17 protein-coding genes are annotated in these 26,472 nt (G+C 60.2%); 10 read left to right on the top strand and 7 right to left on the bottom strand.

Annotation, left to right across the window (positions count from 1 at the left end):
- Window positions 1-214: 214 nt before the first annotated feature.
- From BI292_RS19000 to BI292_RS18985, 4 genes are all read right to left on the bottom strand, one after another.
- Complete coding sequence (locus tag BI292_RS19000; protein ID WP_092272893.1) at window positions 215-3,061, bottom strand: valine--tRNA ligase; 2,847 nt, start codon at window positions 3,059-3,061, stop codon at window positions 215-217.
- Between the two features lie 275 nt (window positions 3,062-3,336).
- Window positions 3,337-3,735 carry a DNA polymerase III subunit chi gene (locus tag BI292_RS18995; protein WP_101208776.1) on the bottom strand — a complete coding sequence of 133 codons (399 nt, stop codon included), beginning with the start codon at window positions 3,733-3,735 and terminating at the stop codon, window positions 3,337-3,339.
- Between the two features lie 8 nt (window positions 3,736-3,743).
- On the bottom strand, window positions 3,744-4,172 hold the full coding sequence (locus BI292_RS18990; RefSeq protein ID WP_092272887.1) for a DNA polymerase III subunit chi: 429 nt from the start codon (window positions 4,170-4,172) through the stop codon (window positions 3,744-3,746).
- Window positions 4,173-4,232: 60 nt separating this feature from the next.
- Entirely contained in the window at window positions 4,233-5,723 is a 1,491-nt protein-coding gene (locus BI292_RS18985; protein ID WP_092272884.1) for a leucyl aminopeptidase, read from the bottom strand.
- Between the two features lie 319 nt (window positions 5,724-6,042).
- Between BI292_RS18985 and lptF the strand changes: the two genes are divergently transcribed.
- The 8 genes from lptF to pdxJ all read left to right on the top strand — a co-directional run bounded on the left by lptF (window position 6,043) and on the right by pdxJ (window position 14,473).
- Window positions 6,043-7,161: an LPS export ABC transporter permease LptF gene (gene lptF / locus BI292_RS18980; protein WP_092272881.1), complete on the top strand. Its 1,119-nt coding sequence runs from the start codon at window positions 6,043-6,045 to the stop codon at window positions 7,159-7,161.
- Window positions 7,154-8,215, top strand: a complete 1,062-nt coding sequence (gene lptG / locus BI292_RS18975) for an LPS export ABC transporter permease LptG (protein WP_092272878.1) — start codon at window positions 7,154-7,156, stop codon at window positions 8,213-8,215. The genes lptF and lptG overlap by 8 nt, the downstream gene beginning before the upstream one ends.
- A gap of 172 nt (window positions 8,216-8,387) precedes the next feature.
- Complete coding sequence (gene lepA / locus BI292_RS18970; protein ID WP_092272875.1) at window positions 8,388-10,187, top strand: translation elongation factor 4; 1,800 nt, start codon at window positions 8,388-8,390, stop codon at window positions 10,185-10,187.
- A 5-nt stretch (window positions 10,188-10,192) separates the two neighbouring features.
- Complete coding sequence (lepB, locus tag BI292_RS18965; protein WP_092272872.1) at window positions 10,193-11,047, top strand: signal peptidase I; 855 nt, start codon at window positions 10,193-10,195, stop codon at window positions 11,045-11,047.
- Window positions 11,048-11,232: 185 nt separating this feature from the next.
- Window positions 11,233-11,922 carry a ribonuclease III gene (rnc, locus tag BI292_RS18960; protein WP_092272869.1) on the top strand — a complete coding sequence of 230 codons (690 nt, stop codon included), beginning with the start codon at window positions 11,233-11,235 and terminating at the stop codon, window positions 11,920-11,922.
- A complete protein-coding gene (gene era, locus BI292_RS18955; RefSeq protein ID WP_092272866.1) occupies window positions 11,915-12,817 on the top strand; it encodes a GTPase Era in 903 nt (300 codons plus the stop codon). The genes rnc and era overlap by 8 nt, the downstream gene beginning before the upstream one ends.
- 172 nt (window positions 12,818-12,989) lie before the next feature.
- A complete protein-coding gene (recO, locus tag BI292_RS18950) occupies window positions 12,990-13,679 on the top strand; it encodes a DNA repair protein RecO (RefSeq protein WP_101208775.1) in 690 nt (229 codons plus the stop codon).
- 47 nt (window positions 13,680-13,726) lie between these two features.
- Complete coding sequence (pdxJ, locus tag BI292_RS18945; RefSeq protein WP_092272859.1) at window positions 13,727-14,473, top strand: pyridoxine 5'-phosphate synthase; 747 nt, start codon at window positions 13,727-13,729, stop codon at window positions 14,471-14,473.
- A 127-nt stretch (window positions 14,474-14,600) separates the two neighbouring features.
- Here pdxJ and mltF read toward each other — a convergent pair whose 3' ends face one another.
- The gene (gene mltF / locus BI292_RS18940) at window positions 14,601-16,061 is read right to left on the bottom strand and encodes a membrane-bound lytic murein transglycosylase MltF (RefSeq protein WP_092272856.1); all 1,461 of its coding nucleotides are present in this window, start codon (window positions 16,059-16,061) and stop codon (window positions 14,601-14,603) included.
- Window positions 16,062-16,335: 274 nt separating this feature from the next.
- Between mltF and purL the strand changes: the two genes are divergently transcribed.
- Window positions 16,336-20,232, top strand: coding sequence for a phosphoribosylformylglycinamidine synthase (purL, locus tag BI292_RS18935; protein ID WP_101208774.1), 3,897 nt, complete (start codon window positions 16,336-16,338; stop codon window positions 20,230-20,232).
- A gap of 5 nt (window positions 20,233-20,237) precedes the next feature.
- The gene (locus tag BI292_RS18930) at window positions 20,238-20,549 is read left to right on the top strand and encodes a YqfO family protein (protein ID WP_101208773.1); all 312 of its coding nucleotides are present in this window, start codon (window positions 20,238-20,240) and stop codon (window positions 20,547-20,549) included.
- A 100-nt stretch (window positions 20,550-20,649) separates the two neighbouring features.
- Here BI292_RS18930 and BI292_RS29210 read toward each other — a convergent pair whose 3' ends face one another.
- Together BI292_RS29210 and BI292_RS29205 are read right to left on the bottom strand one after the other, a co-directional pair.
- Window positions 20,650-23,418: a membrane-targeted effector domain-containing toxin gene (locus BI292_RS29210; protein ID WP_256592712.1), complete on the bottom strand. Its 2,769-nt coding sequence runs from the start codon at window positions 23,416-23,418 to the stop codon at window positions 20,650-20,652.
- A gap of 12 nt (window positions 23,419-23,430) precedes the next feature.
- The gene (locus BI292_RS29205) at window positions 23,431-26,385 is read right to left on the bottom strand and encodes a hypothetical protein (protein ID WP_256592711.1); all 2,955 of its coding nucleotides are present in this window, start codon (window positions 26,383-26,385) and stop codon (window positions 23,431-23,433) included.
- Between the last annotated feature and the right edge of the window lie 87 nt (window positions 26,386-26,472).

Below are 26,472 nucleotides of genomic sequence, written 5' to 3'. Positions count from 1 at the left end.
GTATGGCTGAAAGTGGCGGGCATTGTCCCACAGACGATGCTCGCGCGGGGATCCTGTAGGAGCGAGGCTTGCCCGCGAAGGCCGCGACACGGTTAATCAGGTACACCGCGTTATCGTTCTTCGCGGGCAAGCCTCGCTCCTACGGAGGGGAGAAAGCGTCGGGCAGAAAAAAGGGAGGCCATTGCTGGCCTCCCTGTTTCATTGCGCGTTGCCGTTACAGGCTGGCAATCCGCGCGTGTTGCTCGGCCAGTTTGCCCAAAGCCTGTTCGGCTTCAGCCAGTTTGGCGCGTTCCTTGTCGATGACTTCGGCCGGGGCCTTGTCGACGAAACCGGCGTTCGACAGCTTGCCGCCAACACGCTGGACTTCGCCCTGCAGACGCAGGATTTCCTTGTCCAGGCGCGCCAGTTCGGCGTCCTTGTCGATCAGGCCGGCCATTGGCACCAGCACTTCCATCTCGCCCACCAGTGCGGTAGCGGACAGCGGTGCTTCTTCGCCAGCAGCCAACACAGTGATCGATTCCAGACGCGCGAGCTTCTTCAGCAGCGCTTCGTTCTCGGTGAGACGACGCTGATCTTCGGCGCTGACGTTTTTCAGGAACAGATTCAGCGGCTTGCCCGGCCCGATGTTCATCTCGGCGCGGATGTTGCGCGTGCCGAGCATCAAGGTTTTCAACCACTCGATATCATCTTCGGCGCCCTGATCGATGCGCGCTTCGTTGGCCACTGGCCAAGGTTGCAGCATGATCGTCTTGCCTTCGATACCGGCCAGCGGCGCGATGCGCTGCCAGATTTCTTCGGTGATGAACGGCATGAACGGGTGCGCCAGGCGCAGCGCCACTTCCAGAACCCGCACCAGCGTCCGGCGAGTGCCACGCTGACGCTCGACCGGGGCGTTTTCGTCCCACAGCACAGGCTTGGAGAGTTCCAGGTACCAGTCGCAATACTGGTTCCAGATGAACTCGTACAAGGCTTGCGCGGCCAGGTCGAAACGGAACTGGTCGAGTTGACGAGTCACTTCGGCTTCGGTGCGTTGCAGCTGCGAGATGATCCAGCGATCCGCCAGCGACAGCTCGTAGGCTTCGCCGTTCTGGCCGCAGTCTTCGCCCTTGTCCAGAACATAACGCGCGGCGTTCCAGATCTTGTTGCAGAAGTTGCGATAGCCTTCGACGCGACCCATGTCGAACTTGATGTCGCGACCGGTCGATGCCAGCGAGCAGAAGGTGAAGCGCAGGGCGTCGGTGCCGTAGCTGGCGATGCCGTCGGCGAACTCGTCGCGGGTCTGCTTCTCGATCTTCTTCGCCAGTTTCGGCTGCATCATGCCCGAGGTGCGTTTCTGCACCAGGTCTTCCAGCTCGATGCCGTCGATGATGTCCAGCGGGTCAAGGACGTTGCCCTTGGACTTGGACATCTTCTGGCCCTGGCCATCGCGGACCAGACCGTGCACATAAACAGTCTTGAACGGCACTTGCGGCGTGCCGTCTTCGTTCTTCACCAAGTGCATGGTCAGCATGATCATCCGGGCAACCCAGAAGAAAATGATGTCGAAACCGGTGACCAGCACGTCGGTGGAGTGGAATTTCTTGAGGAATTCGGTCTGCTCAGGCCAGCCCAGCGTCGAGAACGTCCACAGGCCGGAACTGAACCACGTGTCCAGAACGTCGTTGTCCTGTTGCAGCGCAACGTCCGGGCCGAGGTTGTTTTTCGCGCGGACTTCGGCTTCGTCGCGGCCGACGTAGACTTTGCCCGACTCGTCGTACCAGGCCGGAATCCGGTGGCCCCACCACAACTGACGGCTGATGCACCAATCCTGGATGTCGCGCATCCACGAGAAGTACATGTTTTCGTATTGCTTCGGCACGAACTGGATGCGGCCATCTTCCACGGCAGCAATTGCAGGCTCGGCCAAAGGTTTGGTCGATACGTACCACTGGTCGGTCAGCCACGGCTCGATGATGGTCCCGGAGCGATCGCCTTTCGGCACTTTCAGGCCGTGATCGTCAACGCTGACCAGCAGGCCGGCGGCGTCGAATGCCGCGACGATTTGCTTGCGCGCTTCGAAACGGTCGAGGCCGGCGTATTCGGCCGGGATCTTGCCGTCGATGCTTTCGTTCAGCGTGCCGTCGAGGTTGAACACCTGACAGGCTGGCAGCACGGCGGCGTTCTTGTCGAAGATGTTCAGCAGCGGCAGGTTGTGGCGCTTGCCGACTTCGTAGTCGTTGAAATCGTGGGCCGGGGTGATTTTCACGCAACCGGTGCCGAATTCTGGGTCGCAGTAATCGTCGGCGATGATCGGGATGCGGCGGCCGACCAGCGGCAGCTCGACAAATTTGCCGATCAGGGCCTGGTAGCGCTCATCGTTCGGGTTAACCGCAACGGCGGCGTCGCCGAGCATGGTTTCCGGGCGAGTGGTCGCGACGATCAGGTAATCATTGCCTTCAGCGGTCTTGGCGCCGTCGGCCAGCGGGTATTTCAGGTTCCACAGGAAACCTTTCTCGTCGTGGTTTTCCACTTCGAGGTCGGAAATCGCCGTGTGCAACTTGGTGTCCCAGTTGACCAGACGCTTGCCGCGATAGATCAGGCCGTCTTCATGCAGGCGCACAAAGGCTTCTTTCACCGATTCCGAGAGGCCGTCGTCCATGGTGAAGCGCTCGCGGCTCCAGTCCACGGACGAGCCGAGGCGGCGGATCTGCCGGCTGATGTTGCCGCCGGACTGATCCTTCCATTCCCAGATTTTCTCGAGGAATTTCTCGCGACCGAGGTCGTGACGGCTCTGGCCCTGAGCTTCGAGCTGGCGTTCCACGAGCATTTGCGTGGCGATGCCGGCGTGGTCGGTGCCCGGCTGCCACAGGGTGTTGCGACCCTGCATGCGGCGGAAACGGATCAGGGCGTCCATGATCGCGTTGTTGAAGCCGTGACCCATGTGCAGGCTGCCGGTGACGTTCGGCGGCGGGATCATGATGGTGTAGGACTCGCCCGCGCCTTGCGGGGCGAAGTAATTCTCGGACTCCCAGGTGTTGTACCAGGAAGTTTCAATGGCGTGCGGCTGGTAGGTCTTATCCATGCGCGGCGGGACCCTATTGGCAGTAATTCAGGAAAAGCCGACGAGTATAGCGGGGCATGGGACGCAGAGCGAGCAGGGGCGGACGGCGCGCAGGCTAAATGTGGGCATGAGCTTTTGTGGCGAGGGGGTTTACCCCCGTTCGGCTGCGAAGCAGTCGTCAAACCTGAGCATGCGGTCCGCCAAACACACCACGCTGGCAGGTTTTAGGGCCGCTTCGCGACCCAACGGGGGTAAATCCCCTCGCCACACTAGCTCGCTCCCACAAGGGACAGCGGTTAGTCGTACTGACTGAGCAACCGTTCCATGCGCGCGTCGAGTCGGCGCTTGATCTCGGTTTCGATGTGCGGCGCGAAGTCGTCGATCACGTCTTGCAGGATCAATTGCGCGGCGGCGCGCAGTTCGCTGTCCAAGTGCAGCAAAGCGTCGGGGCCTTTGCTCGCGGTGTCAGCCGGTTGCGCGGCTGGGGCAGGCGTAGGGGCAGGGGCAGCAGCCTCGGTGGCTTGCGGCGTATTGCCGGTGGCCTCGAATAACATCGGAATCTGTTCCTGTTCGTCTTCATTGACCGTGTCGGTCAGCAACGGCGGTTGCAGGTTGTCATCGCCGAGCAGTTGGCGGATCGACTCGAGGTCATCCAGCAGGTGCGCGGACTTTTGTGGCGGTTTTGGCGTGTCCATCGGAATACTCAGAGTCGCTGTAAACGGTGGTCTTGCAGAGGATAGCCCTGTTCGCGGTAGAAGCGGAAACTCTCCCGCGCGGCTGCCCGGCTCGTCGGATCTTCGACCACCACTTCCGCCACACGGGCGAACTTGTTGGCAAAACCCGGCACTTTCAGGTCGAGATTGACCAGCAAATCCTGGTGCGCGCCACAGTCGTCGCCGAACCCGAGCACCACCAGACTTTCCGGTTCGCTCTCGGCTGGGCCATGCGGCACGAAGCTTTCGCCCTTGAACGCCCACAGGCGCGCATCGAGGTCGTCACGCTGGGCGGCATCGCTGCAATGCAGGTAAATGCGGTGGCCCATGCGCCAGGCTTTCTCGGTGAGCTTGCAGGCAAAATCCAGACGCGCGGAAGGATCGGCGCTCGGCAGGATATAAAAGTCGACTTTGGTCATTGCGGTTCCTGAGCCAGAGGCGGCGCTGCTGGAAAACAGCGCCGCCCCGGGTCATCGGTTTCAGGCTTTGGCGCGGTCCAGCAGGTATTGGGTCAGCAACGGCACTGGACGGCCAGTGGCGCCCTTGTCCTTGCCGCCGCTGGTCCATGCGGTGCCAGCGATGTCCAGGTGCGCCCAGTTGAGGTTCTTGGTGAAGCGCGAGAGGAAGCACGCGGCGGTGATGGTCCCGGCTTTCGGGCCGCCGATGTTGGCGATGTCGGCGAACGGGCTGTCCAGCTGTTCTTGGTATTCATCGAACAGCGGCAGTTGCCAGGCGCGATCGTCAGCGGTCTGGCCGGCGCTCAGCAGTTGACCGATCAGCTCGTCGTTGTTGCCGAGCAGGCCGGAGGTGTGCGCGCCCAGCGCAACCACGCAAGCGCCGGTCAGGGTGGCGATGTCGATTACCGCTTGTGGCTTGAAGCGCTCGGAGTAGGTCAGCGCATCGCACAGCACCAGACGGCCTTCGGCGTCAGTGTTGAGGATTTCCACGGTCTGGCCGCTCATGGTGGTGACGATGTCGCCCGGACGCGAAGCGTTGCCGCTCGGCATGTTCTCGGCGCACGCCAGAATACATACCAGGTTGATCGGCAGTTTCAGTTCGAGCACGGCACGCAGGGTGCCGAACACGCTAGCTGCGCCGCCCATGTCGTACTTCATTTCGTCCATGCCGGCGCCCGGTTTCAGGCTGATGCCGCCAGTGTCGAAGGTGATGCCTTTGCCGACCAGCGCGTAGGGCTTCTCGGATTTCTTGCCGCCGTTGTATTGCATGACGATCAGGCGCGGTGGCTGGGCGCTGCCCTGGCCGACGGCGTAGAACGAACCCATGCCCAGGTCCTTGATCTTCTTCTCGTCGAGGACTTCGACTTTCAGCGATTTGAATTCTTTGCCGAGGCTTTTCGCTTGCTCACCGAGGAACGTCGGGTGGCAGATGTTCGGCGGCAGGTTGCCGAGGGTGCGGGTGAACGCCATGCCGTTGGCGATCGCAGTACCGTGGGCCACGGCGCGCTCGACTTCAGCCTGGGCAGCCTTGATCGTCACCAGAGTGATTTTCTTCAGCGCGCGCGGTTCGGCTTTCTGGCTCTTGAACTGGTCAAAGGTGTATTGACCGTCGACCAGGGTTTCGGCCAGCAGGCGGGTCTTGCCGTAGCTGTCGCGGCCCTTGACCACGACTTCGTCCAGCGCCAGCACGGCATCGCTGCCGCCCAGACCTTTAAGGGTGTTGAGGACGCCGGCGATGATTTTGCGGAACGGGCGGTCGCCCAGTTCTTCATCCTTGCCGACGCCGACCAGCAGAACACGTTCGGCCTTGAGGTTCGGCAGGCTGTGCAGCAGCAGGCTCTGGCCGACTTTGCCGGCGAGGTCGCCGCGTTTGATCACGGTGCTGATGGCGCCGCCGCACAGTTCGTCGAGCTGTCTGGCGACGGCGCCGAGCTTGCGGTTTTCGCCGACGGCAACCACCAGCGTGGCGGTTTTCAACGTTTCCGGGCTAACGCTTTTTACAACCAGTTCCATGTCGGGGTCCCTGAATTAATGGTCAACACGCAGCATTCGACAGAGTCTGCAAACGCCTGCTTATATAGATGAAAAGACAGATAGAAAGACGCAGGTCACGGCCCGCGACAAAGGCCGCAGTTTGAACCTCGCTACCAGCGCCTGACAACCCTCGGTTCGACGATCTTCGGTGCTTTGCGCATGTGCTTGAGCTTGCGCAGTGACAGGCGCACCCAATCACAGGATAATGCGCCATCTTTTTTGGCGGCCCTGCCTTGCGGGTCGGCCGCTACGTTTGCTTGTTTGGCCGCCTTAGCCTGACAACCCTGGAGTGTCTGGTTTGATCGTCTTCCGTTATCTGTCCCGCGAAGTCCTGTTGACCTTGAGCGCCGTGAGCGCCGTGCTGCTGGTCATCATCATGAGCGGTCGCTTCATCAAATACCTCGCGCAGGCGGCTTCCGGCCAGCTCGATCCGGGTTCACTGTTCCTGATCATGGGGTTTCGCCTGCCGGGTTTCCTGCAGCTGATCCTGCCATTGGGGCTGTTCCTCGGGATCCTGCTGTCCTACGGCCGCTTGTACCTGGAAAGCGAAATGACCGTGCTGTCGGCCACCGGCATGAGCCAGCAACGGCTGTTTCGTATCACCCTGTTTCCAGCGACGCTGGTCGCGCTGGTGGTGGCGTGGCTCAGCCTGAGCCTGGCGCCGCAGGGTGCCAATCAGTTCCAGTTGCTGCTGAACAAGCAGGACGCGCTGACCGAATTCGATACCTTGGAGCCGGGGCGCTTCCAGGCGCTGCGCGACGGTACGCGGGTGACCTACACCGAAACCCTGACCGATGACCGGGTCAATCTGGGCGGCGTGTTTATCTCGCAGAAAAACTTTTCCTCCGACAAAAAAGAGCGCGGGATTTCCGTGCTGGTGGCCGAGAAGGGGCGCCAGGAAATCCGTCCTGACGGCAATCGTTACCTGATTCTGGAAAACGGCTTCCGCTACGACGGTAATCCGGGGCAGGCCGACTATCGCAAAATCAAGTACGACGAATACGGCGTGCTGCTGCCCAAGCCGGATGTCAGTGAAGAAGTCACCGACCGCGATGCCATGACCACGCTGTCGCTGGTCGGCAGTGATGACATCCGCGCGCGTACCGAACTGCAATGGCGTCTGTCCCTGCCGTTGCTGGTGTTCATCGTGACCCTGATGGCGGTGCCGCTGTCGCGCGTCAACCCGCGTCAGGGCCGTTTCCTCAAGCTGCTCCCGGCGATTCTTCTTTATATGGGTTACCTGACCATCCTCATTGCCGCTCGTGGCGCCCTCGAAAAAGGCAAGATCCCGCCTGCGCTGGGCTTGTGGTGGGTGCACGGGATATTCCTCGTCATCGGCCTGATCCTGCTCTACTGGGAGCCGATGCGCCTGAAGCTGGCCAGTCGCCGCGATGCGCGGGAGGTGGCCCGTGGTTAAGCTCGATCGCTACATTGGTAGCAGCGTTTTCGTGGCGATCCTCGCGGTTCTGGGGATCATCCTCGGTCTGGCGACCTTGTTTGCCTTCATCGATGAAATGGGTGACGCCAGCGACACCTACACCTTGGTCGATGTGCTTGTCTATGTGCTGCTGACCGCGCCACGGCGCATGTACGACATGTTGCCGATGGCCGCGCTGATCGGTTGCCTGATCGGCCTCGGCAGTCTGGCCAGCAACAGCGAACTGACGATCATGCGCGCCGCTGGCGTCTCAATCGGGCGGATCGTCTGGGCCGTGATGAAACCGATGCTGGTGCTGATGATTGCTGGCGTGTTGATCGGCGAATACGTGGCGCCGGCCACCGAAGTTGCCGCGCAAGCCAAGCGCTCGCTGGCCCAAGGCAGCGGTGATGCGCAAAGTGCCCGGCACGGTTTGTGGCACCGCCAGGGCGACGAGTTCATTCACGTCAACTCGGTGCAACCGAACGGCTTGCTGTACGGCGTCACTCGTTATCACTTCGACAAAGAACGCAACATGCTCTCGGCGAGCTTCGCCAAACGTGCGGAGTTCGACACCGATCACTGGCAGTTGAGCGAAGTAACGACCACGCGGTTCCATGAAAAGAACACCGAAGTGGTCAACGCGCCGGTCGAACGCTGGGAAGTGGCGTTGAGCCCGCAATTGCTCAGCACCGTGGTGATGGCGCCCGAGTCGCTGTCGATCAGCGGTTTGTGGGGTTACATCCATTACCTGTCGGACCAGGGGCTGGCGAACGGCCGTTACTGGCTGGCGTTTTGGGTCAAGGTGTTGCAGCCGTTGGTCACCGCAGCGCTGGTGCTGATGGCGATCTCCTTTATCTTCGGGCCGCTGCGTTCGGTGACCCTCGGCCAGCGGGTATTTACCGGTGTGCTGGTGGGCTTCACCTTCCGTATCGTCCAGGATTTGCTCGGGCCTTCGAGCCTGGTGTTCGGTTTCTCGCCGCTGTTCGCGGTACTGGTGCCGGCCACGGTGTGTGGCCTCGCCGGGGTCTGGTTGCTGCGTCGGGCCGGTTGATTCCGGGGTTTTCCTGACCTTGCCAGTTGCTCAAAAACGCCCTTGTCGCAAGACCGGGGCGTTTTTGTATTCGCCGTCTGACCTGTGAACGTGACGCTTGCGCCGAGGATCAGGTACAATTCCCGGCTATTTTTCGGCGGGCTATGCCTGCAGCCTTTTTGAGTGTTGATCCGTGAGTGATTTGAGTCATATCCGCAATTTCTCCATCATCGCCCACATTGACCATGGCAAGTCGACGCTGGCCGACCGCTTCATCCAGATGTGTGGCGGCCTTGCCGAGCGCGAAATGGAAGCCCAGGTCCTCGACTCCATGGACCTGGAACGTGAACGCGGGATCACCATCAAGGCCCATAGCGTCACTCTTTATTACACTGCCCGCGATGGCATCAAGTACCAGCTGAACTTCATTGACACCCCCGGCCACGTCGACTTCACCTACGAAGTCAGCCGTTCGCTGGCGGCGTGTGAAGGTGCGTTGCTGGTGGTCGATGCCGGTCAGGGCGTTGAAGCGCAATCGGTTGCCAACTGCTACACGGCGATCGAGCAGGGCCTGGAAGTCATGCCGGTGCTGAACAAGATCGACCTGCCACAGGCCGATCCGGACCGCGTCAAAGAAGAAATCGAGAAAATCATTGGCATCGACGCCACTGATGCCGTCGAGTGCAGCGCCAAGACTGGCCTGGGCGTCGATGAAGTACTCGAGCGCCTGGTTCACACCATTCCCGCGCCGACCGGCAACTACGAAGATCCGCTGCAAGCGTTGATCATCGATTCCTGGTTCGACAACTACCTGGGCGTTGTTTCCCTGGTTCGCGTGCGCCACGGTCGTGTGAAGAAGGGCGACAAGATCCTGGTCAAATCCACCGGCAAGATCCACCTCGTGGACAGCGTCGGTGTATTCAACCCGAAACACACCGCCACCGTTGACCTGAAGGCCGGCGAAGTGGGCTTCATCATTGCCGGTATCAAGGACATTCACGGTGCGCCAGTAGGTGACACCCTGACCTTGAGCTCGACCCCCGACGTTGACGTGCTGCCCGGCTTCAAACGTATACAGCCGCAGGTTTACGCCGGTCTGTTCCCGGTCAGCTCCGACGACTTCGAAGATTTCCGTGAAGCCCTGCAAAAGCTCACGCTCAACGACTCGTCGCTGCAGTACACCCCGGAAAGCTCCGACGCCCTGGGCTTCGGTTTCCGTTGCGGGTTCCTCGGCATGCTGCACATGGAAATCATCCAGGAGCGCCTTGAGCGCGAGTACGACCTGGACCTGATCACCACGGCGCCGACGGTAATCTTCGAGCTGCTGCTGAAAACCGGTGAAACGATTTACGTCGATAACCCGTCGAAGCTTCCAGACCTGTCTTCGATCGAAGACATGCGCGAGCCGATCGTGCGGGCCAATATTCTTGTGCCGCAAGAGCACCTGGGCAACGTCATTACCCTGTGCATCGAAAAGCGTGGCGTTCAACACGACATGCTGTTCCTCGGTTCGCAGGTCCAGGTGACTTACGATTTGCCGATGAACGAAGTGGTCCTGGACTTCTTCGATCGTCTGAAATCGACCAGTCGCGGCTATGCTTCGCTGGACTACCATTTCGATCGTTATCAATCAGCTAATCTGGTGAAACTGGATGTGTTGATCAACGGTGACAAGGTCGACGCCCTGGCGCTGATCGTGCACAAGGATAACGCGCACTACAAAGGTCGCCAGTTGACCGAGAAGATGAAAGAACTGATTCCGCGCCAGATGTTCGACGTTGCGATCCAGGCCGCCATTGGCGGGCAGATCATTGCGCGGACCTCCGTCAAGGCACTCAGAAAGAACGTATTGGCCAAATGCTACGGCGGTGACGTTAGCCGTAAGAAGAAACTGCTCGAGAAGCAGAAGGCCGGTAAAAAACGCATGAAGCAAGTCGGCAACGTGGAAATTCCACAAGAAGCCTTCCTTGCAGTGCTCAGGTTGGATAGTTAGGTCCTATGTCACTAAATTTCCCGCTGTTGCTGGTCATCGCCGTGTTCGTCTGCGGCCTGTTGGCGTTGCTCGATCTGGTTTTCCTGGCGCCGCGTCGGCGTGCCGCCATTTCCTCCTATCAGGGCAGCGTCAGCCAGCCGGATGTGGTGGTGGTCGAGAAACTGAACAAAGAGCCGCTGCTGGTCGAGTACGGCAAGTCGTTCTTCCCGGTGTTGTTCATCGTGCTGGTGCTGCGTTCGTTCCTGGTGGAACCGTTCCAGATTCCGTCCGGCTCTATGAAACCGACCCTGGACGTTGGCGACTTCATTCTGGTGAACAAGTTTTCTTACGGGATCCGCCTGCCGGTGATCGACAAGAAAGTCATCGAAGTCGGTGATCCGCAGCGCGGCGATGTGATGGTGTTCCGCTATCCGAGCGACCCGAACGTCAACTACATCAAGCGTGTAGTCGGCTTGCCGGGCGACCAGATTCGCTACACCGCCGACAAGCGCCTGTTCGTCAACGGCGAGTCGATCGCCGAAAAACTGGTCGGCACCGAGCCGGGCACGTTGGGCAGCGCTGAGCTCTACGAAGAAAAACTCGGTGCGGCCGAGCACTTGATCCGCAAGGAAATGAGCCGCTACCGCGCCACGCCGGACCATAGCTGGACCGTGCCTGCCGGCCATTACTTCATGATGGGCGACAACCGCGACAACTCTAACGACAGTCGCTATTGGGATGATCCGAGCATTCCGAAAGATCTGCTGGGCATGGTTCCCGACAAGAATATTGTCGGCAAGGCCTTCGCAGTCTGGATGAGCTGGCCAGAACCCAAACTCAGCCACCTGCCGAATTTCTCGCGGGTTGGCCTGATCAAGTAATCACTCCACGGCGCTGTTGAACACAGCGCCGAATGCATTTCTGGAGCCGCCACAATCGGCGCCAGCAGCATGAAAACACTGATATTCAGGACGTAATTTTTGAACACAGCGTTAATTGTCCCAGGCCTGCGCCGCATCACGGCGATGGCGGTGGAATCCATCCACGAACTCAGCGTGGGTAAACCGTGAGCGCCTCCTTAAGTCGTCTAGAGCGTCAGCTCGGCTACACCTTCAAGGACCAGGAACTGATGATTCTGGCCCTGACTCACCGTAGTTTTGCCGGGCGTAACAATGAACGCCTGGAATTCCTCGGTGATGCCATCCTCAACTTCGTCGCGGGCGAGGCGCTGTTCGATCGCTTCCCGCTGGCGCGCGAAGGCCAGTTGTCGCGTTTGCGCGCGCGCCTGGTGAAAGGTGAGACTCTGGCCGTACTGGCCCGTGGGTTTGATCTGGGCGACTACCTGCGCCTGGGTTCGGGTGAATTGAAAAGTGGCGGTTTCCGTCGCGAATCGATTCTGGCCGATGCCCTCGAAGCGCTGATCGGTGCGATCTACCTGGACGCCGGCATGGACATGGCGCGCGAGCGCGTGCTGGCCTGGCTGACCGGTGAATTCGAGGGGCTGACCCTGGTCGACACCAACAAAGATCCAAAAACCCGTCTGCAGGAATTCCTGCAATCGCGGGGCTGTGAGCTGCCACGTTACGAAGTGGTGGATATCCAGGGTGAGCCGCATTGCCGAGTTTTCTTCGTCGAATGCGAAATCACCTTACTGAATGAAAAAAGCCGAGGTCAGGGTGTGAGTCGTCGTATTGCCGAACAGGTAGCGGCCGCCGCAGCACTGATTGCCCTGGGTGTGGAGAATGGCAATGACTGATACAACTGCAACTCGCTGTGGCTATGTTGCCATCGTCGGCCGTCCCAACGTGGGCAAGTCCACGCTGCTGAACCATATCCTGGGTCAGAAGCTGGCGATCACCTCGCGCAAGCCGCAAACCACTCGTCACAACATGCTGGGCATCAAGACCGAAGGCGCCGTTCAGGCCGTCTACGTCGATACCCCGGGCATGCACAAGGGTGGCGAGAAAGCGCTGAACCGCTACATGAACAAGACCGCTTCGGCTGCGTTGAAAGACGTCGACGTGGTGATCTTCGTGGTTGACCGCACCAAGTGGACCGACGAAGACCAGATGGTGCTCGAACGCGTCCAGTACGTGACCGGCCCGTTGATCGTCGCGCTGAACAAGACCGACCGCATCGAAGACAAAGCCGAGCTGATGCCGCACCTGAGCTGGTTGCAGGAACAGCTGCCGAACGCGCAGATCATGCCGATCTCGGCCCAGCACGGGCACAACCTCGAAGCGCTGGAGCGGGTGATCGCCGGTTATCTGCCGGAGAACGAGCATTTCTTCCCGGAAGACCAGATCACCGACCGCAGCAGCCGCTTCCTCGCCGCCGAGCTGGTACGCGAGAAAATCATGCGCCAGATGGGCGCCGAGCTGCCGTACCAGATCACCGTCGAAATCGAAGAGTTCAAGCAGCAGGGCAAAACCCTGCACATTCATGCACTGATCCTCGTCGAACGTGACGGCCAGAAGAAGATCATCATTGGCGACAAGGGCGAGCGCATCAAACGCATCGGCACCGAAGCGCGCAAGGACATGGAGCTGCTGTTCGACTCCAAGATCATGCTCAACCTCTGGGTGAAAGTGAAAGGTGGCTGGTCCGACGACGAGCGCGCTCTGCGTTCGCTGGGTTATGGCGATTTGTAAAACGGGTCTGCGCTACACCGTAGATCCCCTGTGGGAGCGAGCTTGCTCGCGATGAGGGCCTGACATTCAACAGCCATGTTGACTGACGGACCGCAATCGCGAGCAAGCTCGCTCCCACATTGGTTTTGGGTGGTTTATAAATCTGTGCTGACTCATTGAGAAACTGACTTCCATGTCTCAAACCCCACCCATCGGCCAACTCGCCTACGTGCTCCACTCCCGCGCCTACCGCGAAAGCAGTGCGCTGGTGGATTTCCTTACGCCGCAAGGTCGGCTGCGGGCGGTGTTGCGCAGTGCGCGGGGCAAGGCCGGGACGTTGGCGCGGCCTTTCGTGCCGCTGGAAGTCGAGTTTCGCGGGCGCGGCGAGCTGAAGAATGTCGGGCGCATGGAAAGCGCCGGTATTTCCACCTGGCTCAACGGCGAAGCGCTGTTCAGCGGGCTCTACCTCAATGAACTGCTGATTCGCCTATTGCCGTCCGAAGACCCGCACCCCGGCGTGTTTGATCACTACGCGGCGACGTTGCTCGCGTTGGCCGAAGGTCGGCCGCTGGAGCCGCTGCTGCGTTCGTTCGAATGGCGCTTGCTCGATGATCTCGGTTACGGCTTCGCCCTGAGCACCGACATCCACGGCGACGCGGTTGCGCCCGACGGGCTCTATCGCTTGCAGGTGGATGCGGGGCTGGAGCGGGTTTATCTGCTGCAACCCGGCCTGTTCAACGGCACCGAATTGCTCGCCATGTCCGAGGCTGACTGGACCGCCCCCGGCGCCTTGTCCGCCGCCAAGCGCCTGATGCGTCAGGCACTCGCGGTGCATTTGGGCGGTCGTCCCCTGGTCAGTCGCGAACTGTTTCGCAAGCCGTAGTCTCCCCGTATGCTGTGCGCCGAATCTTTAAATTCAGGAGCGCTTCCGTGACCACCAGCAATCGCATTCTTCTTGGCGTCAACATCGACCACGTCGCCACCCTGCGTCAGGCCCGCGGCACGCGTTACCCGGACCCGGTCAAAGCAGCGCTGGACGCGGAAGAGGCGGGCGCCGATGGCATCACTGTGCATTTGCGTGAAGACCGTCGGCACATTCAGGAGCGCGACGTATTGCTGCTCAAGGATGTGCTGCAAACCCGCATGAATTTCGAAATGGGCGTCACCGAAGAAATGCTGGCGTTCGCCGAGCGCATCCGCCCGGCGCACATTTGCCTGGTGCCGGAAACCCGTCAGGAACTGACCACCGAGGGTGGGCTGGATGTGGCGGGGCAGGAAGCGCGGATCAAGGCTGCGGTGGATCGCCTGGCGAAGATTGGTTGCGAAGTGTCGCTGTTCATCGATGCCGATGAGCGGCAGATTGCGGCGTCGAAGCGTGTCGGTGCGCCGGCCATCGAGCTGCACACTGGCCGTTATGCCGATGCCGAAACGCCAACCGATGTCGCGGAAGAATTGCAGCGTGTGGCCGATGGTGTCGCGTTTGGTCTGGCCCAGGGACTGATCGTCAACGCTGGCCACGGGTTGCATTATCACAACGTCGAAGCCGTGGCAGCGATCAAAGGCATCAACGAACTGAACATCGGCCACGCGTTGGTGGCGCATGCTTTGTTTGTCGGGTTCAAGTCAGCTGTTGCCGAGATGAAAGCGCTGATCCTCGCGGCCGCCGCAAAAGCTTAAACCGCACACAAAACAATTGTGGGAGCGAGCTTGCTCGCGATGAGGCCCAGTCAGTCACCATAATTGGTGGCTGTCAGACGGCTATCGCGAGCAAGCTCGCTCCCACAGTTTTGATGGGTGTACGGCTTTAGAGCGGCGGGGTTTCCTGATTCGGCTTGGTCTTGTCGATCCCCGGCACGTGCAGGTTGCCTTCCGCCACCTGATCACCTTCAAGCTGCGGCTGCGTGACCCAGGTCAGGATGTCGTAATAGCGGCGGATGTTCGCCACAAAATGCACCGGTTCGCCGCCGCGCGCGTAGCCGTAGCGGGTTTTGCTGTACCACTTCTTCTCCGACAGGCGCGGCAGAATCTTCTTCACGTCCAGCCATTTGTCCGGGTTCAAACCTTCCTTCGCCGCCAGTTTGCGCGCGTCATCCAGGTGACCGCTGCCGACGTTATAAGCCGCCAGGGCAAACCAGGTGCGGTCCGGTTCCTGGATCGAATCGTCCAGTTGGTCCTTCATGTAAGCCAGGTACTTGGCGCCGCCCATGATGCTTTGCTTTGGATCGAGGCGATTCGACACGCCCATCGCTTGCGCTGTGTTTTGGGTCAGCATCATCAAGCCGCGCACGCCGGTTTTCGAGGTGACTGCCGCTTGCCATAACGATTCCTGATAACCGACCGCCGCCAACAGGCGCCAATCGACTTTCTCTTTCTTCGCGTAATTCTTGAAATGCTGTTCGTACTTCGGCAGGCGTTGCTGCAGATGCTGGGCGAACGTGGTGGCGCCCATGTAGCCGAGGACATCGACGTGCCCGTAATAACGGTCCTTCAGGCGTTGCAGGGTGCCGTTTTTCTGCACCTTGTCGAGGTAGGCGTTGATCTCGTTGAGCAGGCTGTTGTCTTCGCCGGGCGCCACGGCCCAGCTCTGGTTGCTTGCGTCACCGAGGTCGAAGGCCACCTGAATCTTCGGGAAGTAGACCTGGTTCATCGCCACTTCATTGGAATCGACCAGCGTCAGGTCAATCTGCCCTTCATCGACCATGCGCAGCAGGTCGACCACTTCAACCGCGTCGGACTCTTCGTATTCAATGCCGGGATATTTCTTTTTCAGCTCCGCCAGTTGCTCGGCGTGGGTGCTGCCCTTGAGCACCATGATCTTCTTGCCGACCAGATCGCCAGCATCCGTCGGCCGCGACTGGCCGTTGCGGTAGATCACCTGCGGGGTGACTTCGAGGTAGGAGTGGGAGAAGCGCACCTGCTTTTTGCGCTGTTCGCTGCTGACCAGGCCGGCCGCCGCGAGTACCGGGCCGTTCGGCTTGCCGACTTGAGTGAACAAGTCGTCGAGGTTGTCGGCGGTCTCGATTTTCAGTTCGACCCCCAGATCTTCGGCAAAGCGCTTCACCAGCTCGTATTCGAAGCCGGTTTCACCGTTACGATCCTGGAAGTAAGTGGCGGGGCTGTTGCGGGTAACCACCCGCAGCACACCGTCCTCCTTTACGCGCTCCAGCGTGTTGGGTTTATCAACACAGCCACTGAGCATCAGGAAGAGTCCGGTTGCGATCAGCCATTTGGCGTACCGCGGACGCAAAGCCGTTGGGGAAAACATCTGCGCAGTATACGCAAAGGACCACGGCCGCCATATCTCGACAGCGCAGGGCTTGTCTGCTAGGCGCCGAAAAACTGCTCGCGAGCCCGCAGGAATGGGCGTGTAGCGCATTTTGTCACAGAAAAAATAAGCGCCGATTTGTGCCGTTTGCCGGCGCAGTCAACCGCCCCGACGTTCGGGTACGGCCGCGCGTACCGTTTCGGGTGATGTCGCGGACGGTTTAGGCTAGAATGCACGGCCTCAAAGCACACCCCTTCCCGAGGCTGTCCCGAAGATGTTGATCCTGCGCGGCGCTCCTGCCCTTTCTGCCTTTCGCCACAGCAAACTCCTTGAGCAACTGAGCCAGAAAGTTTCGGCTGTCAGCGGCTTGTATGCTGAATTCGCTCACTTCGCCGAAGTTACCGGTGACCTGACCGGCGACGAACAGCAGGTGCTTGCGCGCCTTCTGAAGTACGGCCCAAGTGTCCCGGTGCAAGAACCGACCGGCCGTCTGTTCCTGGTGTTGCCGCGTTTCGGCACTATTTCGCCATGGTCGAGCAAGGCCAGCGACATCGCTCGCAACTGCGGCCTGAGCAAGATCCAGCGCCTGGAGCGCGGCATCGCGTTCTACGTGGCCGGCCAGTTCAGCGACGCCGAAGCCCAGCTGATCGCCGATGTGCTGCACGACCGCATGACCCAGATCGTCCTCGGCAACCTCGAACAGGCCGCCGGCCTGTTCAGCCATGCCGAGCCGAAACCGCTGACCGCGATCGACGTGTTGGGTGGCGGCCGCGCCGCGCTGGAAAAAGCCAACACCGAGCTGGGCCTGGCCCTCGCTGAAGACGAGATCGATTACCTGGTCAACGCCTTCATCGGCCTCAAGCGCAACCCGCACGACATCGAATTGATGATGTTCGCCCAGGCCAACTCCGAGCACTGCCGTCACAAGATCTTCAACGCCAGTTGGGACATCGACGGCCAGAGCCAGGAAAAAAGCCTGTTCGGCATGATCAAGAACACCTACGTAATGCACAGCGAAGGTGTTTTGTCGGCTTATAAGGACAACGCCTCGGTGATCGTCGGCAACGTTGCCGGCCGTTTCTTCCCGGACCCTGAGACCCGCCAGTACGGCGCGGTGCAGGAACCGGTGCACATCCTGATGAAAGTCGAAACGCACAACCACCCGACTGCGATTGCCCCGTTCCCCGGCGCATCGACCGGCAGTGGCGGGGAGATTCGCGACGAAGGTGCAACCGGTCGCGGCGCCAAGCCAAAGGCTGGCCTCACCGGTTTCACCGTGTCCAACCTGCAGATTCCGGGTTTCGAGCAGCCGTGGGAAGTGCCTTACGGCAAACCCGAGCGCATCGTTACCGCGCTGGACATCATGATCGAAGGCCCACTCGGTGGCGCCGCGTTCAACAACGAATTCGGCCGTCCAGCCCTGACCGGTTACTTCCGTACCTTCGAACAGTCGATCACCACCCCGCGTGGCGACGAAGTTCGCGGTTACCACAAGCCGATCATGCTGGCCGGCGGCATGGGTAACATCCGTGCCGAACACGTACAGAAAGGCGAAATCATCGTTGGCTCGAAGCTGATCGTGCTCGGCGGCCCGGCGATGTTGATCGGTCTGGGCGGCGGCGCGGCTTCCTCGATGGCCACCGGCACCAGCTCGGCTGACCTCGACTTCGCTTCGGTACAGCGCGAAAACCCGGAAATGGAACGTCGCTGCCAGGAAGTCATCGACCGTTGCTGGCAGTTGGGTGAGCACAACCCGATCAGCTTCATCCACGACGTCGGCGCGGGCGGTCTATCCAACGCCTTCCCGGAACTGGTCAACGACGGCAACCGTGGCGGTCGCTTCGAACTGCGCAATATTCCAAATGACGAGCCGGGCATGGCCCCGCACGAAATCTGGAGTAACGAATCTCAGGAACGCTACGTTCTGGCGGTCGGCCCGTCCGACTTCGAGCGCTTCCAGGCGATCTGCGAGCGCGAGCGTTGCCCGTTTGCCGTGGTCGGCGAAGCCACTGCCGAGCCGCAACTGACCGTTACCGACAGCCACTTCGGCAACAGCCCGGTGGACATGCCGCTCGAAGTGCTGCTGGGCAAAGCCCCGCGCATGCACCGTTCGGCCGTTCGTGAAAACGAATTGGGCGACGATTTCGATCCAAGCACGCTGGAAATCGCAGACTGCGTCGAGCGCGTTCTGCATCACCCGGCCGTGGCTAGCAAAAGCTTCCTGATCACCATCGGCGACCGCACCATCACTGGTCTCGTGGCCCGTGACCAAATGGTCGGCCCGTGGCAGGTGCCGGTGGCTGACGTTGCCGTCACCGCCACCAGCTTCGACGTTTACACCGGTGAAGCCATGGCCATGGGCGAGCGTACTCCGCTGGCACTGCTGGACGCTCCGGCGTCGGGCCGCATGGCCATCGGCGAAACCCTGACCAACATCGCCGCGTCGCGCATCAACAAGATCTCCGACATCAAACTGTCGGCGAACTGGATGTCCGCCGCCGGCCACCCGGGCGAAGACGCGCGTCTGTACGACACCGTGAAAGCGGTCGGCATGGAACTGTGCCCGGACCTGGGCATTACCATTCCGGTGGGCAAGGACTCGATGTCCATGGCCACGCGCTGGAACGATGAAGGCGTCGACAAAACCGTCACCTCGCCGATGTCGCTGATCGTCACCGGTTTCGCGCCTGTCGCTGACATCCGTCAGACCCTGACGCCGGAACTGCGCATGGACAAGGGCACCACCGACCTGATCCTGATCGATCTGGGCCGTGGCCAGAACCGCATGGGCGCCTCGATTCTCGCCCAGGTTCACGGCAAGCTCGGCTCGCAAGCGCCGGACGTTGACGACGCCGAAGACCTCAAAGCCTTCTTCGCGGTGATCCAGGGCCTCAATGCCGACGGTCACTTGCTGGCGTACCACGACCGTTCCGACGGCGGTCTGCTGACCAGCACCGTGGAAATGGCCTTTGCCGGTCATTGCGGTCTGAGCCTGAACCTCGACGGTCTGGCGGAAACTTCCGCCGACATCGCCGCCATTCTGTTCAACGAAGAACTCGGTGCAGTCATCCAGGTTCGTCAGGACGCCACGCCGGATATCCTCGCGCAGTTCAGCGCCGCCGGTCTGGGCGACTGCGTGTCGGTGATCGGTCAGCCGATGAACAACGGCCAGATCAACATCACCTTCAACGGCGAAACCATCTTTGAAGGCCAGCGTCGTCTGCTGCAACGTCAGTGGGCAGAAACCAGCTACCAGATCCAGCGTCTGCGTGACAACGCCGACTGCGCCGAACAAGAGTTCGACGTGCTGCTGGAAGAAGACAACCCGGGCCTGAGCGTCAAGCTCAGCTACGACGTCAACCACGACGTCGCCGCGCCGTACATCAAGAAAAACATTCGCCCACAGGTTGCCGTACTGCGTGAGCAGGGCGTCAACGGTCAGGTGGAAATGGCGGCAGCCTTCGACCGCGCCGGTTTCAACGCGATCGACGTGCACATGAGCGACATTCTGGCCGGCCGTGTCGACCTGAACGAGTTCAAAGGTCTGGTCGCTTGCGGCGGTTTCTCCTACGGCGACGTCCTCGGCGCCGGCGAAGGCTGGGCCAAATCGGCACTGTTCAACAGCCGCGCCCGCGATGCGTTCCAGGGTTTCTTCGAACGTAACGACAGCTTCACCCTCGGCGTGTGCAACGGTTGCCAGATGATGTCCAACCTGCACGAGCTGATCCCGGGCAGCGAGTTCTGGCCGCACTTCGTGCGCAACCGTTCCGAGCAGTTCGAAGCGCGTGTGGCGATGGTTCAGGTCCAGGAGTCGAACTCGATCTTCCTGCAGGGCATGGCCGGTTCGCGCATGCCGATCGCCATCGCGCACGGTGAAGGTCATGCCGAGTTCGCCAGCGAAGAAGCGTTGCTTGAAGCCGATCTGTCGGGTTGCGTGGCGATGCGCTTCGTCGACAACCACGGCAAGGTCACGGAAAAGTACCCGGCCAACCCGAACGGCTCGCCGCGCGGGATCACCGGTTTGACCAGCCGCGACGGTCGCGTGACGATCATGATGCCGCACCCGGAACGGGTGTTCCGCGCTGTGCAGAACTCGTGGCGTTCGGAAGACTGGAACGAAGACGCACCTTGGATGCGTATGTTCCGTAACGCTCGCGTGTGGGTTAACTAAGCACTGTGTATAAGCTCTGCTTTTTCGTTCCGGCCAGTCATGTGGAACAGGTCAAAAGCGCCGTATTCGCTGCCGGTGGCGGGCGAATCGGTGCTTATGATCATTGCGCGTGGCAAGTGTCGGGCCTCGGCCAGTTTCGCCCTCTGGATGGCAGTCAGCCGTTTATTGGCGAAACGGGGCAGGTCGAACAGGTTGAGGAATGGAAAGTCGAGTTGGTGGTGGCGGATGAGTTGATCGTGGCTGTGGTGGCCGCGCTGAAACTCAGCCATCCCTACGAGACGCCGGCTTATGAAGTGTGGCAGTTGGAAGATTTCTGATCTTCGCACCGCTTGAACTGAAAACCCGCTGATGCGAATCAGCGGGTTTTTTGTTGCCGGCGAAAATCTGCTCCTGCTAGGGGCGGCCGGTTCGGCCAGCTTACGGCGCGGGCGTCAGATTGACCTCACTCTGCAGCATCTGAATCAGCTGATTGAGGTATTTGAAGGTCTGCTGTTTCTTGCCCCAGCGATCAATGAAAAACAGCCCGTTGTCGTTGATCTGGATCGGTGTCGAGACGATGTCCCCGGTGCTGGAGCGGTGCAGCAGATTGGTCTGGGCAGTCGATGGGCGTTCGACCAGGAAATGCCCGGCCTGCGTCAATTTCGACCGGTCGAGAGGCACGAACGGCGGCGGAATCGGCATCCCCGCGGTACCCACGTCAATCTTGAAATCGCTGCGTAAAGCACTTGAAGCAAACGTCGTCGGGTCGGTTTCCCAGAAACCGCGATGAATGCTTCGCGACAGCGTCGGCGCGGTATCCCTGACGTTCAGACTGACGGCGCCAAGCATTTCCGCCAGCCCCGGTACACCGAGGTTGTTATTGCTGTGAGCACTGCCAACCAACGCGATCCATTTGTGCGGCCCCTGGGCCAATTGATCGGCCTGAATCACCTGTGCGGCGAAGTAGCTGAACATCGAGTTGCGCGAGACATCGCGATCGCCCAGCCCCTTGAGGTGATAACTGGCCGTGCAGTCGAGCGCCCGGACGCGGATGCCATACTTGCCGGCGGCCTGGACCACTTGCGAGTAGGTATTGGGCCCGTCGTAGAACGGGCCCATGTGGCCCGAATCCTGGTTTTTCAGGTAAATCTTGAGTCCACTCGGCAGGTGTTGGCTCTGATGGAAAATATCGAGTTCGGCCTGATGCAGATCCGTCAGTAAGTGTTCGACGTACAGCGTCTTGAACCCCGCTTGTTTGATCTTTTTCATCTGCGTTCTGAGCAGTGCCTTGCTTGATTCGTGCACATGGGCCTCGCCGATGACCAGCCCCGGCAAAGCGCTATCGCCGATTTGCTTCAGAAACGCTTCCGCCGTGGTACTCGCGGTTATTTGCGGCAGCGTTGGTCGGGGTGGCGGCACATAGTCGGTAAAAAACTGTTCGGCCCTGGTCCTCAGGCTGGAGCGCAGTCGGACAAATTCAAAGAACGGTTCCTGGTTAACCGGGTTAACCGGGTTGACCGGAGCGAAACGGGTGTCGAGGCCGTGCGGCTCATTGGCGAGGCGGACAACTTGTTCCTTGAAAGAAGGTGAAATATCGAACTCGCTGAAATGCTGTAATGCCGGTTCCGGCGCGGCGACGGCCCTGGTGGCTGATGCGGGTGCTTTGTAGGGGGTGCGCAAAGTCATGCAGTAATCGGCTTTGGCCAGCGCATCACCCGGTATCGAACCTGCGACATCGACGCGAATGCCCACCGGTTGATCGACGCCGACGTCTTCGATGCGCAACGCAACCGCGTCATGCAAATCGGCGAGGCCGGGCGTTTCCTTGAAGGTGCGCAGACGCGATTGTTCGACCAACGCAATCCAGCGCTCGCCCGGCACTTCGGCGACGTCTGCGGTGATCACCTGGTGGGAATAGAAATTCCTCACGCGGTTGTCCCGAGGCACGGTCGGCGAGGCTTTACGCATGAGCAAAACATCGTCCAGTTGATAAGAGGTCGAGGCGTCGAGTGCGTGAATCTTCAGGCCTTTTTCTCTGGCCTTGCGCACCAGCGCGAGATAGGAATAGTCGGCGCCGGAGGGGAATTTGAACGAGCGGTCTATCGCCTTCAGGTGTGTTTCGATGTGTTGCCAGGATTTACCGCTGTTGAGCTTTTGCAGTTTCAGGTGGAAAACATCACCCGGCAAGTACTCCAGGTACAAGTGCTTGAAGCCCTTGTCGAGCAGCGCATCCATGTTGGCGATCAGGGCTTTTTTACTGGCGATCGAGCCCGGCACGGCACCGATGATCAGGCTTTTATTGCCGGCAAAGGCTTCGCTTTCGATCAACTCTGTCAAGGAGGTCGCTTCGATCGCCGGGACGTCGGGGCGCACCGGCAGTGGCGCGAGGTTGTCGAAGAACTGCTTGGCATGGTCCGTCAAGCGTCGGGATTGTTGAAGGTACGCAATGCGCGGAAGTTTTAGTTCGTCGGCAGCGCTTTCCAGTGTCAACAGGGGCAAATCCACCTGATCGCCCCAGGTCAGCAATCGCTCCCTCATTTGCGGATCGAGAACTTGTTCAATGCGCACCCGGTGTTTCGCCGGTACGCCGTAATCGGTGTGCGGCCCTGGTGTTTCCTGCACGGTTTCATATTTGGGCGCACCGCCCGAAACGCCGCTGCGCACCAGGTTGCCCTCGGCATTCAGGGTGGCCAGGCGGCCGGTGGACAGCCAATTGCCATGAGCATCGAGGCGATACAGCAAGTAACGACCGATCGCATCAGGTGTCTTCGGTGCCCAAAGCGGCCGACCTTCGAAAAACACCGGACGCAGATCCAGCGAGGTACGGGCCTCAGGCTCCATACGTCTGATCAAATCCATCGCTCTGTTGTGCGCTGCACCGGCAGCAACCCGGCGCGGTGTTCGACCAATGGGTTTGAGTGAACGCAGGGCCGGGCGCAGATCGGTGAACAAGGCGCCGGCGCTGTTGAGCAGATAACCGGCGAAATGCTCAAGCGCCGCCGAAGTATCGCCCTGGTTGTAAGCGTGCAGCGCGAGCATGGCGTCCTTGAACGCCAGCAGCAGGCCGGTGCTCAGACTGAGGATAGGGAAAGGTGCGGTGGCAATCGCGCTGACCCATTCGACGCAACTCCAGACGATCTCGCTGATCATTTGGCTGCGATTGACGGTGGTCGCGTTGACGTCGTCGATCTTGCGCTGCAGCTTCATGCTGTACAGCGCCTAACGCAGGTCCGGCACTGGCGCAACGTTACGAGTCGAGTCGTAGCGCGCCGGGCTGAGCGTGGTTGTATTCAACTGATCGGGCAATTGCCGTTGGGCTTCTTGCAGGAACGTGCGGACCCGCACCTGCGCTTGCACGCCGACACGTTCAGTGAGGTAGGCGATCATGCCGGGCTGTTGTTTGAGCAGGTAATTGAACAACCGCGCCTCGCGAAAACTGATGCCGTCGGGCGCGTGGGGCGTGTAGAGCAGCACGGGATTGTCGCCATGGCTGAACAGAAAAGTGTCGATGACCCATTCGCCATCGATCATCAAACGATGGATGGCGTAGGTGCTGCGCGTTGCCGCGGAGGTCTCGCCGAGGCTGGCAATGCTCGACTCCAGCCATTGCAGATCGACGCTGGTGATGTGCCCTTGCAGGTGACATTCGAGCGCGGCGGCGGACATCTGCCGCTGAGTAATCGCCAGCGTGGTGTTGCGCCGCAGGGCAAAACCGGGGCTTTCGGGGCTCTGCAATTCACTGCGGACTTTGTCGATGTAGCGCTGACCGATCCACACACCGGTGACCGAACGCGCGACTTTTTGCGCGGTGAGCAGGCTCAGCTCGATGCCCGGCGGACCTTTGAACTGCGCCGAGCGCGCGAATTTTTCATCGAGAAACCCCACACCATCGGCATAACCGTCGCGATACAACTGGGTGTAAGTCAGCGGCGGCGGGGTCCAGTTACCGACAATCGCCGGCGGCGAAAAGGCCCACACCGTGTCGGGGTCGACATCGTTGGCGGGGCGCTGCAACAGCTCATTCAGACGCTTTTTTGCCTGCTCATGCAGATAAGTCTCGAAGCTTGGAAAGCGGCTTTGTGACGAAGCATGGTCGTTGAAGCCTCGCAACATGCCTTCGGCTTCTTCGGTATGCGTGGTGAGTTTTTTCCGCTGCGCGGCTGAGGCCGAGCGATACCACAACGGCGTGGCGAATTCATGATCGTCGACCCGCGTCGCCAACACATGCTCCGCCATCGCCTTCAGGCAATCGCTATGACTGCCAACGTAATTCAACGCGACTTCCTGGTACTCGTGGTCGGCCGCTTTGAAGTTCAGGCCTGCGAGAAACTGGCGCATGGTGTGGCGAAAGCGCAGGGGCAGTCGTTTGATCAGGTAGTCGGTCATGCGCGTGGCAGCGTTGTCCCGAGCCCAACCCAAAATGTGTTGCTGGCACGCGGTCTCGCTGTCGAAGGCTTGGAAACAGGCGCCTTGTGGTGCTTCCGGGCTGCACAGCAACAGGCGCTTCATGTCGCCGTTTTCATCATGCTCACGCAGCAGCCACAGGTCCTGAAGTTGTGCGCCATGCAGCGCAAGTGTGCCAGCGCTCAATTGTGTAGCGGCGCCCGCGCGCAGGCGCTGGATCAGTTCGAGGTCGCCCTGAAGCAAATGGCCCTGCAGAAACGCGGTATAGGCCAGCGCCTTGATGCGCTTGTCGAGCATTTCCTCGATCGCCTGCCGAACTTGCACGCGGGCATGCATTTGCGTCTGCACATAAGCAAAATCGACACGCGGTTGCAGAGTCTTCAATTGTTCCGCAAGCCACACCGGGGTCAGGTCGCTGTGCGCTGCCTGCAATGGCTGATCGCGATGGGTAATGGTGCTGTTTAGGAGGAAATCCGATCCGGGCAATTCGTCGCCGATGTGCGCGCCGCGCAGGGCCATTTCGATCAGGTTTCGCGAGTGCTCAAACACACCAAAACCGGCGACATAACGCCGAGTGATGACGTGCAGGTGTTCAGGCTGTAGATCATCAATCTGCAAGTCATCACTCAAGCGTTCAAGCCATTGCTGCTGCGCCAGGGTTTGCGCACTTGTCGCGGGGCCGAGCAGCTCGAGGAGTTTTTGCCGGGCCTGATGATAGCCGCGCGAGTGCAGCGCCAACTCTGTGCGCCGCGCTTCATTGGCGCTGCGATACCAGTCGGGGGCGCTGTGCCGCAGGCTGCGTTCGAGCAGGGCCTGGGCGTGTAATTCGCGGCGCGCGCTGAGGTCGGGCAGGGCGGCGGTGATCGCCCGGTCGAGGGCGCCGAGCAATTGCGCCGAGTCGTGCTGCGGATTGTCTTCAAGACTCAAGGCGCGTTCGATGTCCTTGCTGCGCTTGTCGAGCAGCTTGTCGTAGAGGTGTTCAAACAATGGCTGATTGTTGATCGGCGATAACTGCAATGGCCAGATCCCGCCGGCACTCAAGGCTTGATAACGCGTTGGCAGGCGCTGCAGGAATTCGTCGCGGCCGGTGGCGTGATCCATGCTTTGCAGCAAATGCGTATTGAGTTCGCTAAGGGAATCGAAGGCTTCGATGCCTCTGGAAAGCGTGAACAGCAGCACCTGGCCGACGCTCTGCGGGTCCAGCGGATCGCTCACCGTCGGGGTGTTTTTCTCGGTGACGACGAAGGCGCCGGCCAGTTCCACAGTTTGTGATTGGTAGTCGAACTGGACGGCATACAGACCCGGGCGCAGTTCCGCGCCGAGGGTCAAGCGGTCCAGCAGATTGGCGGCTTGCGGATGCAGCAAACGGTCCTGAATCGCCAGTCGCGCCTCGTGGCCAATGGCGGTGAAACCAGCGTCAAAGGTCATGTAGCTTTTGGCCGGTTTGCCATCGATGACTTCGCGCAGGTCCAGGTCCGACAGCTGTTCGTTCAGCGTGATTTTGAGCGTGGCCAACAGGGTTTTACCTGCGTCGCTCTGCAAGTCGCTGTGCTCCAGCGCCTGATAATGCGTGCGGCACTTGCGCAGAAATTGCTCTCGATGCACCTGCAGAATCCCGTTCAGGCGATCCAGATACACCTGCTCGGCAGAAGGCCGGTGTTGCGGGCTCAGCGGTTTATCAGTCTTGAGCAAGTGCTGGCCGATCTGATTCAGATAACCTTTGATTTCTTCAAAGGACGGCGCAGGTGGGGGTGTTCCTGAAGTGCTCATCGGCTCGCTCCATGCGGGTGGGATAACCATCAGCATGGAGTGAGCGAGCGCGGCGGTGGTGGTAGATAGTTATCGCTTTTTGCGTGG

Source organism: Pseudomonas sp. 43NM1 (assembly GCF_002836905.1).
Lineage (GTDB): Bacteria > Pseudomonadota > Gammaproteobacteria > Pseudomonadales > Pseudomonadaceae > Aquipseudomonas > Aquipseudomonas prosekii.
The sequence above is the reverse complement of the archived record's forward strand: the minus strand, read 5'-3'. Positions and strand labels throughout refer to the sequence as shown.